The organism is Nonomuraea sp. CA-141351, from assembly GCF_050944675.1.
Lineage (GTDB): Bacteria > Actinomycetota > Actinomycetes > Streptosporangiales > Streptosporangiaceae > Nonomuraea.
Genome location: NZ_CP191982.1, coordinates 4149473 through 4167420, shown reverse-complemented (window position 1 = coordinate 4167420; position 17948 = coordinate 4149473). Strand labels below are relative to the sequence as shown.

Annotated in this window: 23 protein-coding genes; 6 read left to right on the top strand and 17 right to left on the bottom strand. The window is 70.6% G+C overall.

The window, feature by feature from the left end:
• Nucleotides 1-72: 72 nt before the first annotated feature.
• The 6 genes from ACQPWU_RS19780 to ACQPWU_RS19755 all read right to left on the bottom strand — a co-directional run bounded on the left by ACQPWU_RS19780 (nt 73) and on the right by ACQPWU_RS19755 (nt 3730).
• Nucleotides 73-504 (bottom strand): DUF2752 domain-containing protein, encoded by a 432-nt coding sequence (locus tag ACQPWU_RS19780; protein WP_433442062.1) that lies wholly within the window; start codon nt 502-504, stop codon nt 73-75.
• 23 nt (nt 505-527) lie between these two features.
• Nucleotides 528-1127, bottom strand: coding sequence for a CD225/dispanin family protein (locus ACQPWU_RS19775; protein WP_433442060.1), 600 nt, complete (start codon nt 1125-1127; stop codon nt 528-530).
• 160 nt (nt 1128-1287) lie between these two features.
• Nucleotides 1288-1938: a DUF4190 domain-containing protein gene (locus tag ACQPWU_RS19770; protein ID WP_433442058.1), complete on the bottom strand. Its 651-nt coding sequence runs from the start codon at nt 1936-1938 to the stop codon at nt 1288-1290.
• Between the two features lie 158 nt (nt 1939-2096).
• Entirely contained in the window at nt 2097-2654 is a 558-nt protein-coding gene (locus ACQPWU_RS19765) for a Trp biosynthesis-associated membrane protein (protein WP_433442056.1), read from the bottom strand.
• 9 nt (nt 2655-2663) lie between these two features.
• Entirely contained in the window at nt 2664-3011 is a 348-nt protein-coding gene (gene hisI, locus ACQPWU_RS19760) for a phosphoribosyl-AMP cyclohydrolase (protein ID WP_433442054.1), read from the bottom strand.
• A gap of 383 nt (nt 3012-3394) precedes the next feature.
• Nucleotides 3395-3730, bottom strand: coding sequence for an STAS domain-containing protein (locus tag ACQPWU_RS19755; protein ID WP_433442052.1), 336 nt, complete (start codon nt 3728-3730; stop codon nt 3395-3397).
• Nucleotides 3731-3884: 154 nt separating this feature from the next.
• Here ACQPWU_RS19755 and ACQPWU_RS19750 point away from each other — a divergent pair, with 154 nt between their 5' ends.
• Together ACQPWU_RS19750 and ACQPWU_RS19745 are read left to right on the top strand one after the other, a co-directional pair.
• Complete coding sequence (locus ACQPWU_RS19750) at nt 3885-4709, top strand: MEDS domain-containing protein (protein WP_433442050.1); 825 nt, start codon at nt 3885-3887, stop codon at nt 4707-4709.
• Nucleotides 4702-5091, top strand: a complete 390-nt coding sequence (locus tag ACQPWU_RS19745) for an ATP-binding protein (protein ID WP_433442048.1) — start codon at nt 4702-4704, stop codon at nt 5089-5091. The genes ACQPWU_RS19750 and ACQPWU_RS19745 overlap by 8 nt, the downstream gene beginning before the upstream one ends.
• Here ACQPWU_RS19745 and ACQPWU_RS19740 read toward each other — a convergent pair whose 3' ends face one another.
• Nucleotides 5092-6873 (bottom strand): ABC transporter ATP-binding protein, encoded by a 1782-nt coding sequence (locus ACQPWU_RS19740; RefSeq protein WP_433442046.1) that lies wholly within the window; start codon nt 6871-6873, stop codon nt 5092-5094.
• Complete coding sequence (locus tag ACQPWU_RS19735) at nt 6870-8648, bottom strand: ABC transporter ATP-binding protein (RefSeq protein WP_433445245.1); 1779 nt, start codon at nt 8646-8648, stop codon at nt 6870-6872. Before ACQPWU_RS19735 ends, ACQPWU_RS19740 begins: the two co-directional genes overlap by 4 nt.
• Nucleotides 8649-8763: 115 nt before the next feature.
• Here ACQPWU_RS19735 and ACQPWU_RS19730 point away from each other — a divergent pair, with 115 nt between their 5' ends.
• The 3 genes from ACQPWU_RS19730 (at nt 8764) to ACQPWU_RS19720 (ending at nt 11171) form a co-directional block, all read left to right on the top strand.
• Entirely contained in the window at nt 8764-9393 is a 630-nt protein-coding gene (locus ACQPWU_RS19730; RefSeq protein ID WP_433442044.1) for a TIGR03085 family metal-binding protein, read from the top strand.
• Nucleotides 9394-9586: 193 nt separating this feature from the next.
• Nucleotides 9587-9748: a hypothetical protein gene (locus tag ACQPWU_RS19725; protein WP_357598428.1), complete on the top strand. Its 162-nt coding sequence runs from the start codon at nt 9587-9589 to the stop codon at nt 9746-9748.
• A gap of 61 nt (nt 9749-9809) precedes the next feature.
• The gene (locus ACQPWU_RS19720) at nt 9810-11171 is read left to right on the top strand and encodes a glutamine synthetase family protein (RefSeq protein WP_433442042.1); all 1362 of its coding nucleotides are present in this window, start codon (nt 9810-9812) and stop codon (nt 11169-11171) included.
• A gap of 145 nt (nt 11172-11316) precedes the next feature.
• On the opposite strand, the gene hisF is transcribed toward ACQPWU_RS19720, so the two are convergent.
• Genes hisF through hisD form a run of 9 tightly spaced genes read right to left on the bottom strand, consistent with a single transcriptional unit; the run spans nt 11317 to nt 17342 of the window.
• A complete protein-coding gene (gene hisF, locus ACQPWU_RS19715; protein WP_433442040.1) occupies nt 11317-12078 on the bottom strand; it encodes an imidazole glycerol phosphate synthase subunit HisF in 762 nt (253 codons plus the stop codon).
• The gene (locus ACQPWU_RS19710) at nt 12075-12485 is read right to left on the bottom strand and encodes a Rid family hydrolase (RefSeq protein WP_433442038.1); all 411 of its coding nucleotides are present in this window, start codon (nt 12483-12485) and stop codon (nt 12075-12077) included. Before ACQPWU_RS19710 ends, hisF begins: the two co-directional genes overlap by 4 nt.
• Nucleotides 12486-12506: 21 nt before the next feature.
• Nucleotides 12507-13229 carry a bifunctional 1-(5-phosphoribosyl)-5-((5-phosphoribosylamino)methylideneamino)imidazole-4-carboxamide isomerase/phosphoribosylanthranilate isomerase PriA gene (gene priA, locus ACQPWU_RS19705; protein WP_433442036.1) on the bottom strand — a complete coding sequence of 241 codons (723 nt, stop codon included), beginning with the start codon at nt 13227-13229 and terminating at the stop codon, nt 12507-12509.
• Entirely contained in the window at nt 13230-13559 is a 330-nt protein-coding gene (locus tag ACQPWU_RS19700; protein ID WP_433442034.1) for a hypothetical protein, read from the bottom strand.
• A gap of 28 nt (nt 13560-13587) precedes the next feature.
• Nucleotides 13588-14220, bottom strand: a complete 633-nt coding sequence (hisH, locus tag ACQPWU_RS19695; RefSeq protein ID WP_433442032.1) for an imidazole glycerol phosphate synthase subunit HisH — start codon at nt 14218-14220, stop codon at nt 13588-13590.
• The gene (locus ACQPWU_RS19690) at nt 14217-14372 is read right to left on the bottom strand and encodes a hypothetical protein (protein WP_433442030.1); all 156 of its coding nucleotides are present in this window, start codon (nt 14370-14372) and stop codon (nt 14217-14219) included. The genes hisH and ACQPWU_RS19690 overlap by 4 nt, the downstream gene beginning before the upstream one ends.
• On the bottom strand, nt 14369-14962 hold the full coding sequence (gene hisB, locus ACQPWU_RS19685) for an imidazoleglycerol-phosphate dehydratase HisB (protein ID WP_360704443.1): 594 nt from the start codon (nt 14960-14962) through the stop codon (nt 14369-14371). The genes ACQPWU_RS19690 and hisB overlap by 4 nt, the downstream gene beginning before the upstream one ends.
• On the bottom strand, nt 14959-16029 hold the full coding sequence (locus tag ACQPWU_RS19680; protein ID WP_433442027.1) for a histidinol-phosphate transaminase: 1071 nt from the start codon (nt 16027-16029) through the stop codon (nt 14959-14961). The genes hisB and ACQPWU_RS19680 overlap by 4 nt, the downstream gene beginning before the upstream one ends.
• The gene (gene hisD, locus ACQPWU_RS19675; protein ID WP_433442025.1) at nt 16026-17342 is read right to left on the bottom strand and encodes a histidinol dehydrogenase; all 1317 of its coding nucleotides are present in this window, start codon (nt 17340-17342) and stop codon (nt 16026-16028) included. Before hisD ends, ACQPWU_RS19680 begins: the two co-directional genes overlap by 4 nt.
• A 404-nt stretch (nt 17343-17746) precedes the next feature.
• Between hisD and ACQPWU_RS19670 the strand changes: the two genes are divergently transcribed.
• Nucleotides 17747-17941 carry a hypothetical protein gene (locus ACQPWU_RS19670; RefSeq protein WP_360709955.1) on the top strand — a complete coding sequence of 65 codons (195 nt, stop codon included), beginning with the start codon at nt 17747-17749 and terminating at the stop codon, nt 17939-17941.
• Nucleotides 17942-17948 lie beyond the last annotated feature (7 nt).

Here is a 17948-nt window from a genome sequence, read left to right as displayed (position 1 = left end):
CTCTGCCTTGTCCTGCGATGGTATCGGCCCGTGTGGGGTCGCCTCACCACAGGCCCCCGAAGTAGGGAGGACCTAGGGAGCGAGGAACGCCCCGAACGGCAGGTTTCGGACGACCCAGTAGACCATGATGAGGGCGATGAAGGCCCACAGCCACGCCGGATGGGCGAGCGTGGTGCGTCTCGGCCGGCCCTGCCAGGCGCGTACGACCCATCTCCCCCACCAGAACAGCAGGAACGGAATCATGGCCACGGCGAGGGGGTTCAGCCCGAGCGCGGTGACGGGGTCGAGGTGGGCCAGCGCGTGGATGGTGCGCAACGTGCCGCAGCCCGGGCAGTAGAGGCCGGTGATCCACAGGAACGGGCAGGTCGGGTAGTGGCCGGGCTGATTGGGATCCACCACGCCGACGAACGCGAACACGACGCCCGTCGCGCCCGCAACACCGAGCGGCGCGAGCAGACCCTTGAGGCGAGCCGTGCCGCGTCGCTCGGTGGTTGCGATGCTCATGTTGCCAGTATCCGCCTTCCGGCTCAGTAGCTCGTGGTCGGGACGCTGGACGCCAGGAGGACGAACACCACGACGTAGAAGATGATCAGCAGCACCCACATGATGATGCCGACGATCAGGCTCCGCTTCCACCAGGTCTTCGCCTCTTCGGACGCCTGCACGGCTCCCTGGTAGTCGCCCACCTGCCACTTCGAGTTGACCTGCGACGACTTGACGATCGACACGATGCCCAGCGGAAGGCAGCAGAACAGGGTGGTGATGATGGCCCAGACCAGGTGGTTGTCCGGCGGGGTCCCCCCGGCCGGAGGCTGCTGGCCGTAGCCGCCGCCGTAACCGCCGCCGCTGGGCGGCTGCTGACCATAGCCGCCACCGCTCGGGGGCTGCTGACCGTAACCACCACCGTAACCGCCGCCGCTGGGCGGCTGCTCGCCATAGCCGCCACCGCTCGGGGGCTGCTGACCGTAACCACCACCACTGGGGGGCTGCTGGCCGTAACCACCACCACTCGGGGGCTGCTGGCCGTAGCCGCCACCGTAGCCACCGCCGCTCGGGGGCTGCTGACCGTAGCCGCCGCCCGGCGGCTGGGCGCCGTAACCGCCGTCGCCCTGGTTGCCGTAACTCATACTAATGACCCCTCATGTCGTCATCTTCGTGGTGAGTTGCGCGCGGCAGCCTAGCGAGGATGCATCTCCTACGTGGAAAAACGTCCATTTTGCGGACAATTCGTAATCGGACCGCAAGCGGGTCGTCACGGTCCGGCTACGCAAACTGCAGATGAAGCGGTCAGTAATTCGTGGACGACGTGGCGGCGGCGCTGAGCCCGATGAGGGACAGCAGCATCCCGCCGAAGATGATCCACCCCAGCACCCAGAGCACGACGGTGATGTACGAGGTGACCAGGCCGCCGACGGCCATGCCCGAGCCCTCCTCGCCGGTCTTCTTGATCCGGTTGAGCGCGATGTGGCCGAGGATCACGCCGGGGATGCTGGTGAGGCCGCAGAAGATCAGGCCGATGATGCCCAGGACCAGTGAGGCCACCGCCATGCCGTTGGTCGACTTGGCCGGCTGGGGCGGCGCGCCGTACTGACCGTAACCCTGCTGGCCGTAGCCCTGCTGGGCGTAGCCGCCGTAGCTCGGAGGCTGCTGGCCGTACCCGCTACCGCTGGGGGGCTGCTGGCCGTAGCCGAGCGGCTGCTCCTGCGGATAGCTGGGCGGCTGCTCGCCGTAGCCCCCCTGGCCGTATCCGCCGCCACTGCTCGGGGGCTGCTGGCCGTACCCGCCGCCGTAGCTGGGCGGCTGCTGGCCGTAACCTCCGCCTCCACTCGGAGGCTGCTGGCCATAGCCGCCACCCCCATTGGGGGGCTGCTGGCCGTATCCGCCGCCCGGCGGCTGCGCGCCGTAGCCGCCGCTACCGCCCTGATCCCCGTAGCTCATGCGCTTGGCTCCTCAAATGTTCGTGGCGAGTTGCAACGGCAGGTTACTGAGAAAACGTTTGCCAAGGAGACACAGGTTCAAAACAGTAAAGAAATCGTCATAGCGTATGGCACCCACCCCGCGGCCGCCGGGCGCAGCGGGGGCTGGGCCTGCAGGTCTCAGCTGGGGTCTGTGGGGTCGTCACCACGATCGAGCGCGTCCCAGAGCGCCCTGTCGTCCTTGGCCTGGACTCGGGCCTTGCCGGCGGTCCTGTCGTAGCGTGCCGACATCCCCGCCCACTTGCCACCGCGTACGACGGCGACGATCCCGCCGGCGATCATCAGGACCGCGCCGGCGGCGGCGACCGCCGGCCAGAGTGGCGTGATCTCCCAGGGGAGGCCGGCGGCGCCGCGCAGCACGTTGCGCTCGCGCAGCAAGGCAGTCACGGTGTCACCGCTCAGCCCCGTCCACGTCCCGGCCGCCGCGCCCGCCCCGCACAGGGCGATCAGCGCACCGACGACGCGCCGCCCCGCGCCCTTGGTGGCCAGCACGGCCACGATCCCGGCCAGCCCCGCCAGCGCCACGGGCGTCAGCACGGGGCTGAGCTCCCCGCCGGTGGGCGCGCCCGTGCCTCCCGCTTCCAGGAGCCGCACCCAGGTGCGGCTCGCGGCGAACAGCACGAGCACGCATCCCAGGGCGGTCGCCCCCACCCAGCCCCACAGCTCTCTGTGCCCCATCTGGCCCTGCTAACCGAGCGCGATCTCGAGCTGGTCGGCGTCGAAGCACGTGCGGTCTCCGGTGTGGCACGCGCCGTCGACCTGGTCGACCTTGACCAGGACGGCGTCGCCGTCGCAGTCGAGCGCGACGGACTTGACGTGCTGGACGTGGCCGGAGGTCTCGCCCTTCACCCAGAGCTGGTCGCGGCTCCGGGACCAGTAGGTGGCCCTGCCGGTGGTGAGCGTCCGATGCAGCGCCTCGTCGTTCATCCAGGCCAGCATGAGCACCTCGCCGGTGTCGTACTGCTGGACGATCGCGGCGACGAGGCCGTCGGGGTTTCGCTTCAACCGCGCGGCTACCTTGGGATCGAGGGACATGCCCCCATTCAACCAGCCCACCCCGACGCCCCGGCCCGGCGCCCTCGACCCGCACGAGCGTGCGGCCGCTCGGCCGATCGCCGTGAGCGACGGTGGCCGTCGCCCCAAGGCAGGCGACGCGTCACGGACCGCCGCCGGCACCCTTGGTCGACATGGGCGTGCCGGCCGCGCGGCCGTTGACCGTGGACGAGGGTGGCCGTCCTGGGGAGGCGGGATCTCATGGTGTCCTGACCCCCAAAGCGCTCCGGGCGGCGCTGGGTGATGAGGCCGCCGCCACCCCCACGGGCGCGCCCCATCGCGTGCGGGCGTGCCGCCACACGACGGATCGCCGTATGGGACGGTGCCCAGCCCCCCGAAGCGCTCCGGCCACGCGGGAGGCGGGGTCAGGTCAGGGCCTGGGAGAGGGTGTCGTAGATCGGGAACAGCGGCGCCAGGTTCGTACGGCGGAGCCGCCGGAGCACCTGGCCGTCCGGGGCCACCAGGGCCATCGTGCCGTTGCGCTCGCGCAACGTGGCCAGCAGGCGCACCAGCACCCCGAGGCCCGTCGTGTCGATGAAGGTCAGCCCCGTCAGGTCGACCACCAGCCGCGGCCTGGGCGCCGATGCCGCCTCGTCGAGGCACTCCCGGACCTGCGACACGTTGTCCACGTCCACCTCGCCCATCAGGCTGACCACCACGAGATCGCCGTGTTGACGTCGCGTCATCCGCAGGATATCCACGCCCATGCTCCTCATGACCTCTCCTGTGGGCGGCCCCGCCGAAAAGGTACACCTGTCCGCGGCTCGTCACGGTAGGTTTTGCAGAGAATGCGCTACGTGATGACGCCGGACGGAGTAGCTTCGGGGGCGCGACGCGTGCAGGGAGGACTCCAACGTGGTGCAGGGCTCCGTCCTCGATCCCGACCTGGGGGATCACGTGTGCCTGCCGTTCGAGGGCGAGCGCGACCGGATGGCGGCCACGGGGGAGTTCACGGTGAACGGCCTGCGCCGCCGTACCAAAGTGATGATCATCACCCATGCCGACAGCCCCGAGCGGACGCGCGGATGGCTGGCGCCGCTCGTGCCGGGGTTCGCCGACGCCGAGTCGGCCGGGCAGGTCGAGATCCTGGCCTGCGCCGACACCCACTTCACCGATGGCTACCTCGACCCGGACCGGGTGCTGAAAAAGCTGATCGACGCCAAGGACCGGGCGCGCAGGCACGGCCAGCACGGCGTGTACGCCCTGGTCGACGCGTCCTGGGGGGTGCGCGACGCGGCCGGGCAGGCGGCGTTCGAGGCGGCGGCCAACGAGCTGTTCGGCGAGCGGTGGCTGGCCGCCGTCTGCCAGTACGACCGCAACCTGTTCCCCCGTGAGGCCATCGATCGCGCCACGTCCGTGCACCCGATCGCCCCCGAGCAGGCACTGCTGCGCTTCGCCAACGAGCCGTGCGGGCTGCGGGTCTGGGGCGACGTCGACCTGACCAACAGGCAGGCGTTCGCGTCGCTGCTGGGGCGGCTGGAGAAGGAGCCGGCGGAGGTCGTGATCGACGCCTCCGGCCTCGCCTTCATCGACGCCGGCTCGGCGCAGCTGCTGGCCGTCACGGCCATGGCCAGGCCCCGGGGGTCCACCGTGGTCGTCTGCGGCGACTCCATGGCCAGGGTGCTCCGGCTGATCAGGGCGGATCAGTTCATCACCGTTCGCCGGGTGGGCGATGCGTAGACAGGTGCTGTGCGCGAGCTTCGCGCGCGGGCGCATCACGCTCCTTCGCAAGGCGGTCGCCGAGCACGCCGCCTACGAGGGGCTGAGCGGGCGGCGCCTGGAGGACTTCGTGCTCGCGGTCAACGAGATCACCACCAACGCGGTCGTCCACGGCGGGGGATACGGGCGGCTGCGGCTGTGGTCGCACGGCGGGCGGTTGTGGTGCGAGGTGACCGACGAGGGGCCCGGGCTGCCGGCGGGGTGGATGGGCGACACGCGGCCGCCCACGGGGTTCGAGTTCCGCGGGCGGGGGTTGTGGTTGACGCGGATGTTGTGCGAGCACGTCACGATCGTGTCCGGGCCCAGGGGCACGACCGTGACGTTCGCCGCCGTGGATCACTGATCAGGAATGGGCGGCCGAGACCCACGACGCGTGCAGGTCGGCGTACACCCCCGGATCCTTGACCAGCTCGGCGTGCGGCCCGCGCTGCACCAGGCGGCCCGCGTCGAAGACCAGGACCTCGTCGGCGTTCTCCGCGGTCGACAGGCGGTGCGCGATCGAGATGGCCGTACGGCCCCGCGTGACGCCCTCCAGCGCCCGCGCGAGCCGTACCTCCGTCGCCGGGTCCACCGCCGAGGTGGCCTCGTCGAGCAGCAGCAGGTCGGGGTCGGCGAGGTAGGCGCGCGCCAGCGCGACGAGCTGCCGCTCGCCGGCCGACAGCGACTCGCCGCGCTGGCCCACGGGAGTGTCCAGGCCCGCGGGCAGGCCCTCCAGCCAGTCGGTCAGTCCCAGCTCGGTCATCGCGAGCTCGATCTCCTCGGTGGTGGCCGACGGCTTGCCGTAGCGGACGTTCTCCTCCAGCGTCCCGTCGAACAGGAAGCCGTCCTGCGGCACCATGACGATCCGCTCGCGCAGGGAGGAGAAGCGGATGTCGCGCAGGTCGCTGCCGTCCACCGTGACCCGTCCCGAGACCGGGTCCATGAGGCGGGTCAGGAGCTTGGCGAACGTGGTCTTGCCCGACCCCGTCTCCCCCACCACGGCGACCCGGGAGCGCGGCGGGATCTCCAGCGTGAGCTCATGCAGCACGGGCGCGCCGCCGGGATAGGAGAAGTGCACGTCGTCGAAGGCGACCGAGATGGGGCCGCGGGGCAGCTCCACGCCCTCGTGGCCGGGGTCGGCCACGTCGGCCGGGGTGTCGAGGACGCCGAGGATGCGGCGCCAGCCGGCGACGGCGTTCTGCGCCTCGTTCAGCACCTCGGTGGCCGTCTGCAGCGGCGAGACGAAGAGGGTGACCAGGAACAGGAACGCCACCAGCTGCCCCTGCGTGATGTCCCCCGACAGGCCGAGCCGCACGCCGAGCAGCACGATCCCGGCGATGGCGACGGCGGCCACGATCTCGGTCAGCGGGAAGACGAAGCCGACGATGGTCTGCGCCCTGGTCTGGGCGCTCCTGTTGGCGTTCACGGCCTTGTCGATGCGCTCGGCCGTGCGGCGCTCGGAGGCGTACGCCCTGATGACGGCTGCCCCGACGACGGACTCGCTGACGGCCGCCAGCATGTCGCCCGTGCGCTCGCGCACGATCGTGTACGCCCGCGACAGCAGCTTCTGGAAGCGGGGCAAGGCGATCATCAGCGGGACGAAGCAGGCCCAGACGAGCAGCGTGAGCTGCCAGGAGTAGACGAACATCAGGACGGTGGCCACGAAGAGCTGGCCGAACGCCACGATGATCATCAGCCCGCCCCACTGCATGAAGTTGCTGATCTGGTCGATGTCGTTGGTGACACGTGAGACCAGGGCGCCGCGCCGCTCGGTGTTCTGGGTGAGCACCGACAGGTCGTGCACGTGGCGGAACCCGCGCACGCGCAGGGTCGCGAGCGACGACTCCGTCGCCTTGTAGAGGCGGACGTTCATGATGTACGCGGCCAGCGCCGTGAGCAGCACGGCCACCGCGCACACCAGGACGGCCTTGGTGATGTAGGGAATGTCCGGAGAGCCGCCCTTGAGGCCCGTGTCGATCGTCTGCTGGACCGCGATCGGCACGATGATCTTGCCAGTGGTCGCGACGACGGCCAGCGCCAGCGTCCCCGCCAGCCCCTTGCGGAACTCGGGGGTGAGCGCGAGCCCCTGCCGGATCGTGGCCAGCGCGGAACGTTCAGAATTGCCGTGGATACTCTGCACCGTCATGCGCTGACCTCTTTCTCTTCCACCTCGATGGCCGCACGCTCGGCCTCCTCGCGCTCGTAGGCGGTCACCAGGTTGCGGTAGCCGGCGCAGCGCTCGAGCAGCTCCTCGTGTGTCCCGCGGTCCACGACACGGCCGTGGTCCAGGTAGACGACCTCGTCCGCCAGGGCGATCGTGGCCATCCGGTAGGCGACGACCACGACGGTCGACGCCTCGGCCGCGTCCCGCAGCCCGTACAGGATCTTGGCCTCGACCTGCGGGTCCACACTGGAGGTGGCGTCGTCGAGGATGAGCAGGCGCGGCCGGCGCACGACGGCGCGGGCCAGCGCGAGCCGCTGGCGCTGGCCGCCGGACAGCGACGCGCCGCGCTCGCCGACCCGGGTGCCGAGCCCGTCGGCCAGCCTGGCGACGAACCCCTCGGCCTGGGCCAGCCGCAGGGCCGCCCACACGTCCTCGTCGCCGATCTCCAGCCCGAGCGTGATGTTGCCGCGCACGCTGTCGTCGAACAGGAACGTCTGCTGCGGCACCAGCGCCACCGACTCGGCGATGCCGCCGTAGGCCAGATCTCGCAGGTCCACGCCGTCGAGCAGCACCCGTCCCGCGTCGGGGTCCACGAGCCTGACCAGCAGCTGCACGAGCGTGGACTTGCCCGATCCGGTGGGCCCGACCAGGGCGACGGTACGGCCGGCGGGCACGTCGAAGGTGACGTCGTGCAGCACCTCGGCCTCGCCGTAGGCGTACGAGACGCCGGAGACCTCCAGTGCGGCCGGGGCGGAGGACCCGCTGTCGGCGGTGCCGTACTCCATGGAGCCGGTCGCGTCCAGCACGGCCTGCACCCGCTGCCAGCCGACGACGCTGCGCGGCAGCTCGGCCAGCACCCAGCCGAGCGCCCTGATCGGGAAGGCCAGCAGCGTGAACAGGTACGCCACCTGCACCAGGCCGCCGGAGTCGATCGAGCCGCCCGACAGCCGCATCGCGCCGACGGCGAGCACCGCGAGCACGCCGATCGTGGGCAGGGCCTCCAGCAGCGGGTCGAACAGCCCGCGCACGCGCCCGACCGCGATGTTGGCGTCGCGCAGCTCATGGGCGCGCCGCCTGAACCGGTCGGTCTCCAGCTCCTCCCTGCCGAGCGTCTTGACGACGAGCGCGCCGTCGAAGCTCTCGTGCGCGATCTCGCTGACCTCGGCGCGCAGCTGCTGGGCGCGGGTGGCGAGCGGGCTGAGCTTCCGCTGATAAATCAGATTAAGTACGGCAATAGCCGGAAAAATCAGGAAACCGACCAAAGCGAGCATGAGATCCGTGAACACCATGGCGATCGCCGCGGTGAACAGCATGACGATCACACCCACGGCCATCGGCAGCGGCGCGAGCGGCGCCCAGGCGGCCTCGGCGTCGGCGCTGGCGTTCGACAGCAGTTGCCCGGTCGGGTGCTGATGGTGCCAGGACAGTGGCAGCCGCAGGTACTGCTTGGTGACGTCCCTGCGCGACCTGGCCTGCATGCGGTACTGGATGACCCCGGCGAGGATGCGCCGCCCGGCCACGCCGAACGACTTGAGCAACGCCGCGCCCAGGATCAGGAACGTTCCTGTCCACAGCGCTCCTGAGGCGACGCGGTCCTGGGCGAACGCGGGCAGCACCACGTGCTGCGTCGCCCAGCCGAGCGCCCATGCGGAGGCCACGGTCATGCCGCCGTAGAGCCCGCTGGCCAGTACCGCGAGCGCGAATACCGCCTTCTCTGTGCGAATGGCCACCCCAAGGACGCGGAGCCCTTGACGCATCACGGCCGAGGTGACCTTGGTCGCCACGCGGAACTGATCCCTTCAATCTGCCATTTGTACCTAAGTCACTATCACTCCAGATCTGCACGTTATTCCCGCGGGTAGGGTTGCCCATGTGACTCATGCTCGCGATGAACGCTCGGCGCTCTGCGACCTGTTCGACCGCCTCGGCCCCGACGCGCCGACGCTCTGCACGGGCTGGAACACCTACGATCTGGCCGCCCACCTCGTGCTTCGCGAGCGCAGGCCCGACGCGATGGGCGGCATCGCGATCAAGCCCCTGGCCGGCTACACCGCCTCCGTGCAGAACGGTCTCAAGGCCAGGCACCCCTACCCCGAGCTGGTCGGCCTGGTGCGCAAGCCGGGCGGCGTCTACGGGCTGCTGCCGTTCCTCGACGACGCCGTCAACACGCTGGAGTACTTCGTCCACCACGAGGACGTGCGCCGCGCCCAGCCGGAGTGGGAGCCCCGCGAGCTGCCCGGCGACCTCGAACGGCTCATCTGGAAGCGCGTCGCCTCGGGAGCCCGGCTGATGCTGCGCAGGGCGCCGGTGGGCGTGGTGCTGCACCGGCTCGGCGGCGGCGTGGTGCTCGGCGGTCCCCGCGGGGGCGCCAGGGTGGAGGTCACGGGCCGGGCCGCTGAGCTGCTGATGTTCTGCTTCGGGCGGCAGCGGCACGCCCGGGTCGAGCTGACCGGCGACCCCGAGGCCGCCGACCGGCTCCGCGACGCCTCTCTGGGCGTGTAGCCGATCCGTCGCGTGATCCGGCTTGCCTATCGCAGAAATCCCGGTGTGGTAGGGGCTCGCACTCGGCTTCTAGCCCGTACCATGGCTAAGGAAAGAAGCCCCCCGGTTATGATCATGAACATCTTCATAGAAGATGCCAGTGATCGCCCAGATCCGGGTATATACGGCTGGGAATGGACTGCAGGAGGCCCCCATGCAGGTCAAGAAGGTGCTCACCTACGTGGCTGTCGCGTTCGTGGTGTTCTACCTTTTCACCAAGCCGGCCCAGGCCGCGGCGGCGGTCAACGGAGTGTTCGATGGAATTCTCCAGGGCGCCAACCAACTGGCCGTCTTCTTTACAAATGTTCTGACCTGACGCGGGCTTCTGTCTGCGTCAGATGCTTCCCCGCGCTGCCAGATCGTGTTACGCAGGCAGGATGAGAGATCGCCCTAGCGGCACAAAGATCAATCAGCTCGATCCCCATGCGCGGCGGATCCTCGAGCGAACCGAGCTCGAGGGCATCGAGCTGATCCGTTTTCTCTACGCCGACCACGGTGGCGTGATCCGGGGTAAAGCGGCATCCCGGTCGCGGTTGGCCGAACGGCTCAGCACGGGCATCGGGCACACGGTGGCCATGATGGCGATGAACATGCTCGACCAGCTCCAGGACGTCGAGCACCTGGGTCCGGTGGGCGAGGTACGCATCGTTCCGGACCCCGCCACGTACGTCCCGCTGCCCCACGCCCCCGGCGCGGCCGCGATGCTGTCGGATCTGCGCCTGCCGGACGGCACGCCGTGGGGGGCCTGCCCGCGCACCTTCCTCAAGGACGCCATCGCCGAACTGGCCACCGAGGGTTACACGCTGGTCGCGGCGTTCGAGCCGGAGTTCTCCCTCGGCCGCCGCCTGCCGGACCCGTCCGGCGGCCCCGACCGGCTGATCCCGCTCGACGACTCGCTCTGCTACGCGAACGCCGGGTTCGACACCGCCCACGACTACACGATCAAGCTCATCCACGCCCTGGAGCAGCAGGGGCTGCGCGTCGAGCACTACCATCCCGAGCTGGGGCCCGGACAGCAGGAGCTGTCCGTACGTCACGCGCCCGCGCTGCGCGCCGCCGACAACCACGTCCTCTACCGCGAGACCGTGCGCGGGGTCGCCCTGCGCATGCAGATGTGGGCCACGCTCGCCCCCAAGCCGCTGGCCGACCAGGCGGGCAACGGGGCCCATCTGCACCTCTCGCTGTGGAACGACTCGCAGAACGTGTTCGCCGAGGAGAGCGAGGTGCGCGACGGGTTCATCGGCGGCCTGCTCGCCCACCTGCCCGGCCTGACGGCGCTGACGTGCGGGAGCGTCAACAGCTTCCGGCGGCTGGCGCCCCGCACGTGGTCGAGCGCGTACGCCGTCTACGGGCCCGACAACCGGGAGGCCGCGATCCGCGTGTGCTCCCCCCTCGGTGAGACCGGCGAGCCCAACCTGGAACTCAAGCCCTCCGACTCCTCCGCCAACCCGTACCTGTCGCTCGGGGCCGTCATCCACGCGGGCCTGGACGGCATCCGGCGCAAGCTGGACCCCGGAGCCGCCGTGGACGTGGACCCTGACACGCGGCCCGGCCAGTACACGCGCCTGCCCTCGTCTCTGGACGAGGCGCTGGACGCGCTGGAAGCCGACGAGGTGCTCATGGAGGCGCTGGGGCCGCTGCGGCGCAGCGCGTACCTGGCGGTGAAACGTTCGGAGGCGGCGGCGTTCGGGGCCAAGGACGTCGCGTACGAGCTGTTCCACCACATGCGGGTGTTCTGAGGGGTCACCACCCGGCTGACGGGCGCGCGGCACCGCCCCGCGACACGGCGCCGCCCTGCGATACGGCAACGCGCAGCGATGCGACGCCGCAGCACGTCGCGGCGCCGCATCGCGACGGACACGCGCCCAGCCACCGGCGACGCGGTCAGCGGACCGGGTGGCCCGCCAGCCGGAGCGCGTCCTTGACCTCGGAGATCTTGAGCGTGCCGAAGTGGAACACCGAGGCCGCGAGCACCGCGTCGGCGCCCGCCGCCACCGCCGGAGGGAAGTCCTCCAGACGGCCGGCGCCGCCGCTGGCGATCACCGGGACCCGCACCGCGGCACGCACCGCCCGCAGCATCTCCAGGTCGTAGCCGTCGAGCGTGCCGTCACCGTCCATCGAGTTGAGCAGGATCTCGCCCACGCCCAGCTCCTCGCCGCGCGCCGCCCACTCGACGGCGTCGATCCCGGTGCCGCGCCGCCCGCCGTGCGTGGTCACCTCGAACCCGCTGGCTGTGCCCGGCGCACGCCGGGCGTCCACGGACAGCACGACGCACTGGGCGCCGAACCGCCGGGACGCCTCGGTGAGCAGGTCGGGCCGGGCGATGGCGGCCGTGTTGAGGGACACCTTGTCGGCCCCGGCCCGCAGCAGCCGGTCGACGTCCTCGACGGCGCGCACGCCGCCGCCGACGGTCAGCGGGATGAACACCTGCTCGGCCGTCCTGCGTACGACGTCGAGCATGGTCCCCCGCTCGCCGGACGACGCGGTGATGTCGAGGAAGGTGAGCTCGTCGGCGCCCTCCTCGTCGTAGCGCCTGGCCAGCTCGACGGGGTCGCCGGCGTCGCGCAGGTTCTCGAAGTTGACGCCCTTGACGACGCGTCCGGCGTCCACGTCGAGACAGGGGATGACTCTCACGGCTACGGTCATGCTCGAACAGCCTCGATTTCGATCTCGACCAGCATCCGAGGGTCGACCAGCCCGGCCACCCTCACTCCAGTGCAGGCGGGGCGCACCTTCCCGAAGACCTCGCCGATGGCCTGGCCCACGAGGTCGAAGTGGCGCTGCTCCACCACATAGTAACGGACCATGACCACGTCCTCGCAGGTCAGACCGCCTGTCGTGACGGCCTCCAGCGCGATGTCGATCGCGGTCAGGCTCTGTCTGTAGGCGTCGCCCACATGGCGTACCTCTCCGGCGACCGTGGCCGTGCAACCGGACACGATCACCCGATCACCCGCAATGACCGCGCGGGCGTAGCCGTACCTTTCCTCCCAGATGCCGCCGGAAAACACCCGCGACCCAGTGCTTTCCATGCCGAAGATGCCAACGCTCATCTCGCCCCCTCCCGGCAAGAGCTACACGCGTACTGCGGCAAGCGCGTTTTCCAGTGTGAACGCGTGAGCGTAAAGGGCACTGCCCACGATGGCCCCCTCGAGTCCGTCGGGGACGAGGGACGCCAGTGCGACCAGGTCATCCAGAGAGGAGACACCGCCGCTGGCCACGACGGGCCTGCCGGTGCGGGCCAGGATGCGGCGGTAGAGGTCGAGGTTGGGTCCCTGGAGCATGCCGTCCTTGGTCACGTCGGTGACGACGTAGCGGGGGCAGCCGTCGGACTCGAGCCGGTCGAGGACCTCCCAGAGGTCTCCGCCTTCCTCGGTCCAGCCGCGGGCGGCCAGCGTGGTGCCGCGCACGTCGAGCCCGACCGCGATCTTGTCGCCGTGCTCGGCGATGACCTTCCGGCACCAGTCGGCCTTCTCCAGCGCGGCGGTGCCGATGTTGACCCGGCGGCAGCCGGTGGCGAGCGCAGCGGCCAGGGAGTCGTCGTCACGGATGCCGCCGGACAGCTCCACGTTCACGTCGAGCCGCCCGATGACGTCGGCGATCAGCTCCCGGTTGCTCCCCCGGCCGAACGCCGCGTCGAGGTCGACCATGTGGATCCACTCGGCGCCCGCCTCCTGCCAGGCCAGCGCGGCGGCCAGCGGCTCGCCGTAGCCTTTCTCCGTCCCGGCCACACCCTGCACCAGCTGCACGGCCTGGCCGTCGACCACGTCCACGGCGGGCAGCAATACGAGCGACATTCAAATCCTCCGGTCGAAAGCGAGGGTCACGACAACGGGCGCGAGCAGCAGTGACAAGACGAACACGCCGAAACTGAGGAAGACCGATCCCCACAGCAGCCAGACGAGCGCCTGGACGAACAGGAAGCCCAGCCCGAGCACGATGTTCTGGGCGCGGTGGCGGCGGGCGATCAGGCCGCCCTGGCGGTAGAACCGCACCGGGCGCGGGACCAGCCTGGCCAGGAACGCGCGGCGGCGCGCCCTGCGCGCCTGCCGCTCCTCGTTGGCCCGGATCGCGCGCGCCCGCTCCGCTTCCCGCTCGGCCCTCCGGCGCGCGCGCTCCTTGCTCATGGTGTCCCGAATCCGGTTCTCGAGGCGCTCACAGCGTCTGCAGCCAGTTCTTCAGAAGCACGGCTCCGGCGTCGGCGGACTTCTCCGGGTGGAACTGGGTGGCCATGAGCGGGCCGTTCTCCACGGCGGCCACGAACGGCACGCCGTGCTCGGCCCAGGTGACGACCGGCTCGGCGAACCCCTCGCCGGTCTGCAGCTCCCACTCGCGCACGCCGTACGAGTGGACGAAGTAGAAGCGGGTCGCGGCGTCGAGCCCGGCGAACAGGACGCTGCCCGCGGGCGCCTTGACCGTGTTCCACCCCATGTGGGGGAGCACGGGAGCGTCGAGCCGTTCGACCGTGCCCGGCCACTCGCCGCAGCCCTCGGTCTCCACGCCGTGCTCGACGCCCCTGGCGAACAGGATCTGCATGCCGACGCAGATGCCCAGCACCGGACGCCCGCCGGCCAGGCGGCGGCCGATGATCCGCTCGCCGTGGACGCTCTTGAGCCCGGTCATGCACGCCTCGAACGCGCCGACCCCCGGCACCACCAGGCCGTCGGCGTTGAGGGCGGTGTCGAAGTCGGACGTCACGGTCACGTCGGCGCCCACCCTGGCCAGCGCCCGCTCGGCCGAGCGCAGGTTGCCCGAGCCATAGTCGAGGATGATGATGTTCTTCTTCACCACCACAGCACTCCCGCCGTGATCGCCATCGCCGCGCCGAGGGCGCAGACGGCCGCACCGATCTTGAGCCCCTGCTTGAACAGGGAGAACACGCCGCCGATGAGGAACAGCCCGATGAACACCATCACGCCGGCGATGAGGTTGTCGGTCATAGGACGCCCTTGGTGCTCGGCACGCCCGTGGCGCGCGGGTCGAGCTCGGACGCCTCGCGCAGCGCCCTGGCCAGCGCCTTGAACTGGGCCTCCACGATGTGGTGGGCGTTGCGCCCGTACGGGACGTGGACGTGCAGGCAGATCGCGGCCTGCGCGACGAGCGACTCCAGGATGTGGCGCGTCATCGTCGTGTCGTAGTCGTGGCCGATCATCGGCGCCATGCCCTCGGGCTCGGAGTGCACGAGGTAGGGCCGGCCGGACAGGTCGACGGTGACCTGGGCCAGCGACTCGTCCAGCGGGCACGACGCGCTGCCGAACCTCCTGATGCCCGACTTGTCGCCCAACGCCTCACGGAACGCCGCGCCCAGTGCGAGCGCGGTGTCCTCGATCGTGTGGTGGGAGTCGATGTGCAGGTCGCCCTCGGTCTTGACCGTCAGGTCGAACAGCCCGTGCTTGCCGAGCTGGGCCAGCATGTGGTCGAAGAACCCGACCCCGGTCGCGACCTCGACCCGGCCGGTGCCGTCGAGGCCGACCTCCACCAGGACCGAGGTCTCCTTCGTAACGCGCTCGACGCGGCCTACGCGACTCACAGGACTCCTTCCAGCGCGGCCCGGAAGGCCGCCATCTCCTCGCCGGTGCCGATCGACACACGCAGCCATTGTGGCGGGCCCACCTCGCGGATGAGCACTCCGCGCTCCAGCAGCCCCTCCCACGCCGCGTGCCGGTCGGGGAAGCGCCCGAACAGCACGAAGTTCGCGTCGGAGTCGGCCACGGCCAGACCCTTGGAGCGCAGCCACGCGACCGTGTCGTCGCGCTCGCGCCGCAGCACGTCGACCGAACCCAGCAGTTCGGCGCGGTGCCGCAGCGCCACGCGCGCGGCCGCCTGGGTGAGCGTCGACAGGTGGTACGGCAGCCGCACCAGCAGCAGCGCCTCCACCACGGCCGGGTGGGCGGCCAGGTAGCCGAGCCGGGTGCCCGCCATGGCGAACGCCTTGGACATCGTCCTGGTGACGATCAGCCTCGGGTGGGCGGGCAGCAGGGTGAGCGCCGACGGCGTGCCCTCGCGGGCGAACTCGGCGTAGGCCTCGTCCACCACGACCATGCCCTTGGCCGCCGCCAGCACGGCCTTGATCGTCTCGAGCGGCTGGGCGGTGCCCGTCGGGTTGTTGGGCGAGGCCAGGAACACGATGTCGGGCTGGTGCTCCTCGATCGCCGCCGTCGCCTTGCCGGGGTCGATCGAGAAGTCCTCCTCTCGGCTGGCGGAGATCCACTCGGTGCTGGTGCCGCTGGTGATGATCGGGTGCATCGAGTACGACGGCTCGAACCCGATCGCCGTGCGCCCGTGGCCGCCGAAGGCCTGCAGGATCTGCTGGAGCACCTCGTTGGAGCCGTTGGCGGCCCACACCTGCTCGGTGGTCAGGCCGTGGCCGAGATAGCCGGCCAGGTCGGCGCGCAGGGCCGTGGCGTCCCTGTCGGGGTAGCGGTTGAGCTCACCGGCGCTCGCCCTGACCGCCTCGGCCAGGTCGGCGACCAGCTCGGGCGAGGGCGGGTAGGGGTTTTCGTTGGTGTTGAGCCTGACGGGGACGTCGATCTGGGGCGCGCCGTACGGCGACTTACCCCGGAGGTCGTCTCGGATGGGCAGGTCGTCGAGGTTCACGCGGTCTCCGTGGGAACTTGCCAGTCGAATCGGGCACGGATGGCGGCGCCGTGGGCCGGAAGGTCTTCGGCGTCGGCCAGGACCGCCACATGGGCCGCCGCGCCCGCGAGCGCCTCGCGGGTGTAGTCGACGACGTGGATGCCGCGCAGGAACGACTGCACCGACAGGCCGCTGGAGTGGCAGGCGCAGCCGCCGGTGGGCAGCACGTGGTTGGAGCCGGCGAGGTAGTCGCCGAGCGACACCGGCGCGTACGTGCCCACGAAGATCGCCCCGGCGTTCCGGATTTTTCCGGCTATCTCCGCCGCGTTCGCGGTGTGGATCTCCAGGTGCTCGGCCGCGTAGGCGTCCACGACCTTGATGCCGTCGTCGATGGAGCCGACCAGCACGATGCCCGACTGCCTGCCGCTCAGCGCCTCGGCGATGCGATCGGAGTGCTTGGTCGCCGACACCTGGCCCGGCAGTTCCTTCTCGACCGCGTCGGCCAGCTCGACGCTGGTGGTGACCAGCACGGCGGCGGCGATCGTGTCGTGCTCGGCCTGGCTGATCAGGTCTGCGGCCACGTGGACCGGGTCGGCCGTCTCGTCGGCCAGGATAGCGATCTCGGTCGGGCCCGCCTCGGAGTCGATGCCGATGCGGCCCTTGAGCAGCCGCTTGGCCGCCGCCACCCAGATGTTGCCGGGACCGGTCACCATCGTGGCGGGCGGGCACTCCTCCGTGCCGTAGGCGAACATGGCCACCGCCTGCGCCCCGCCCACCGAGTAGACCTCGTCCACGCCGAGCAGCGCGCACGCGGCAAGGATCGTGGGGTGCGGCAGCCCGCCGTACGCCTGCTGCGCTGGGCTGGTCACGGCCAGCGAGCCGACGCCGGCCTCCTGAGCGGGCACGACGTTCATCACGACGCTGGACGGATAGACCGCGCGGCCGCCGGGCACGTACAGGCCCACGCGCTCGACCGGCACCCAGCGCTCGGTCACGGTGCCGCCGGGCACGACCTGGGTGGTGACGTCGGCGCGCCGCTGGTCGTGGTGGACCAGCCTGGCCCGCCTGATCGACTCTTCCAGCGCGGCCCGCACCTTGGGGTCGAGCTCGCTCAGCGCTCGCTCGATCGCCTCGGCGGGGACCCGGGTGGTGGCGATCTCGACACCGTCGAACCTGGCGGTCAGCTCCCGTACGGCTGCCGCCCCGCGATGGCGCACGTCGTCGCAGATGGGCCGCACCTTCTCCAGGGCGGCCTCGACGTCGAGCTCGGCGCGGGGCAGCACGTCGCGCAGGTTCTCCGGCAGAGAACCGCGCATGTCGATACGGGAAATCACCCGTACAGTCTACGGAGTCCGCCCGCTGAATCAGGTTCTGTCCACCATCCGGGACGCCGCCGCCGGGGTTCCAGGCAGGAGTACGGCGTGTCACAAATGGGCGGCCGTGGGCGGCGCTCGCCGACGTCGCGCCCACGGCCGCCGCGACCCCGGACCGGGCCTGCCGGGGCAGCCGCCGCGACCGTCACGGGGGGGTACGGCCACGGCCGGGAAAGTTCAGGGCAACTCCACTGCCCGCCACGGGCCCTCCGCTAACGCACCACACCAAAAAAGCACCAAGCGGTTTTTGCCGAGCGAACCGCCGAGCACGTGTCGCAGCGGGAGCCGCGTCACGACGGCCTTCGAGGTCATGTGAGTACTTTCACATTGCGTGTCCATTATGTCCGACCCCATACGCTTGCCGCGTGGGACAGTGGCGAGGCCCTGACGGGCTCCTGGTAGAGGCGATCATTCTGGACGATCGCCCGCTCCTGCGTGTCTCCCACCAGGTCAACGGCAGGACGTACCTGCGCGGCTACTGCGCCACCGTCTCCGAGCTGGCCGCCCACGGCGTGGATCTGGCCCAGCTCGTCGAAGACACCGCCTTTGACCATCTGTAGACCCCGG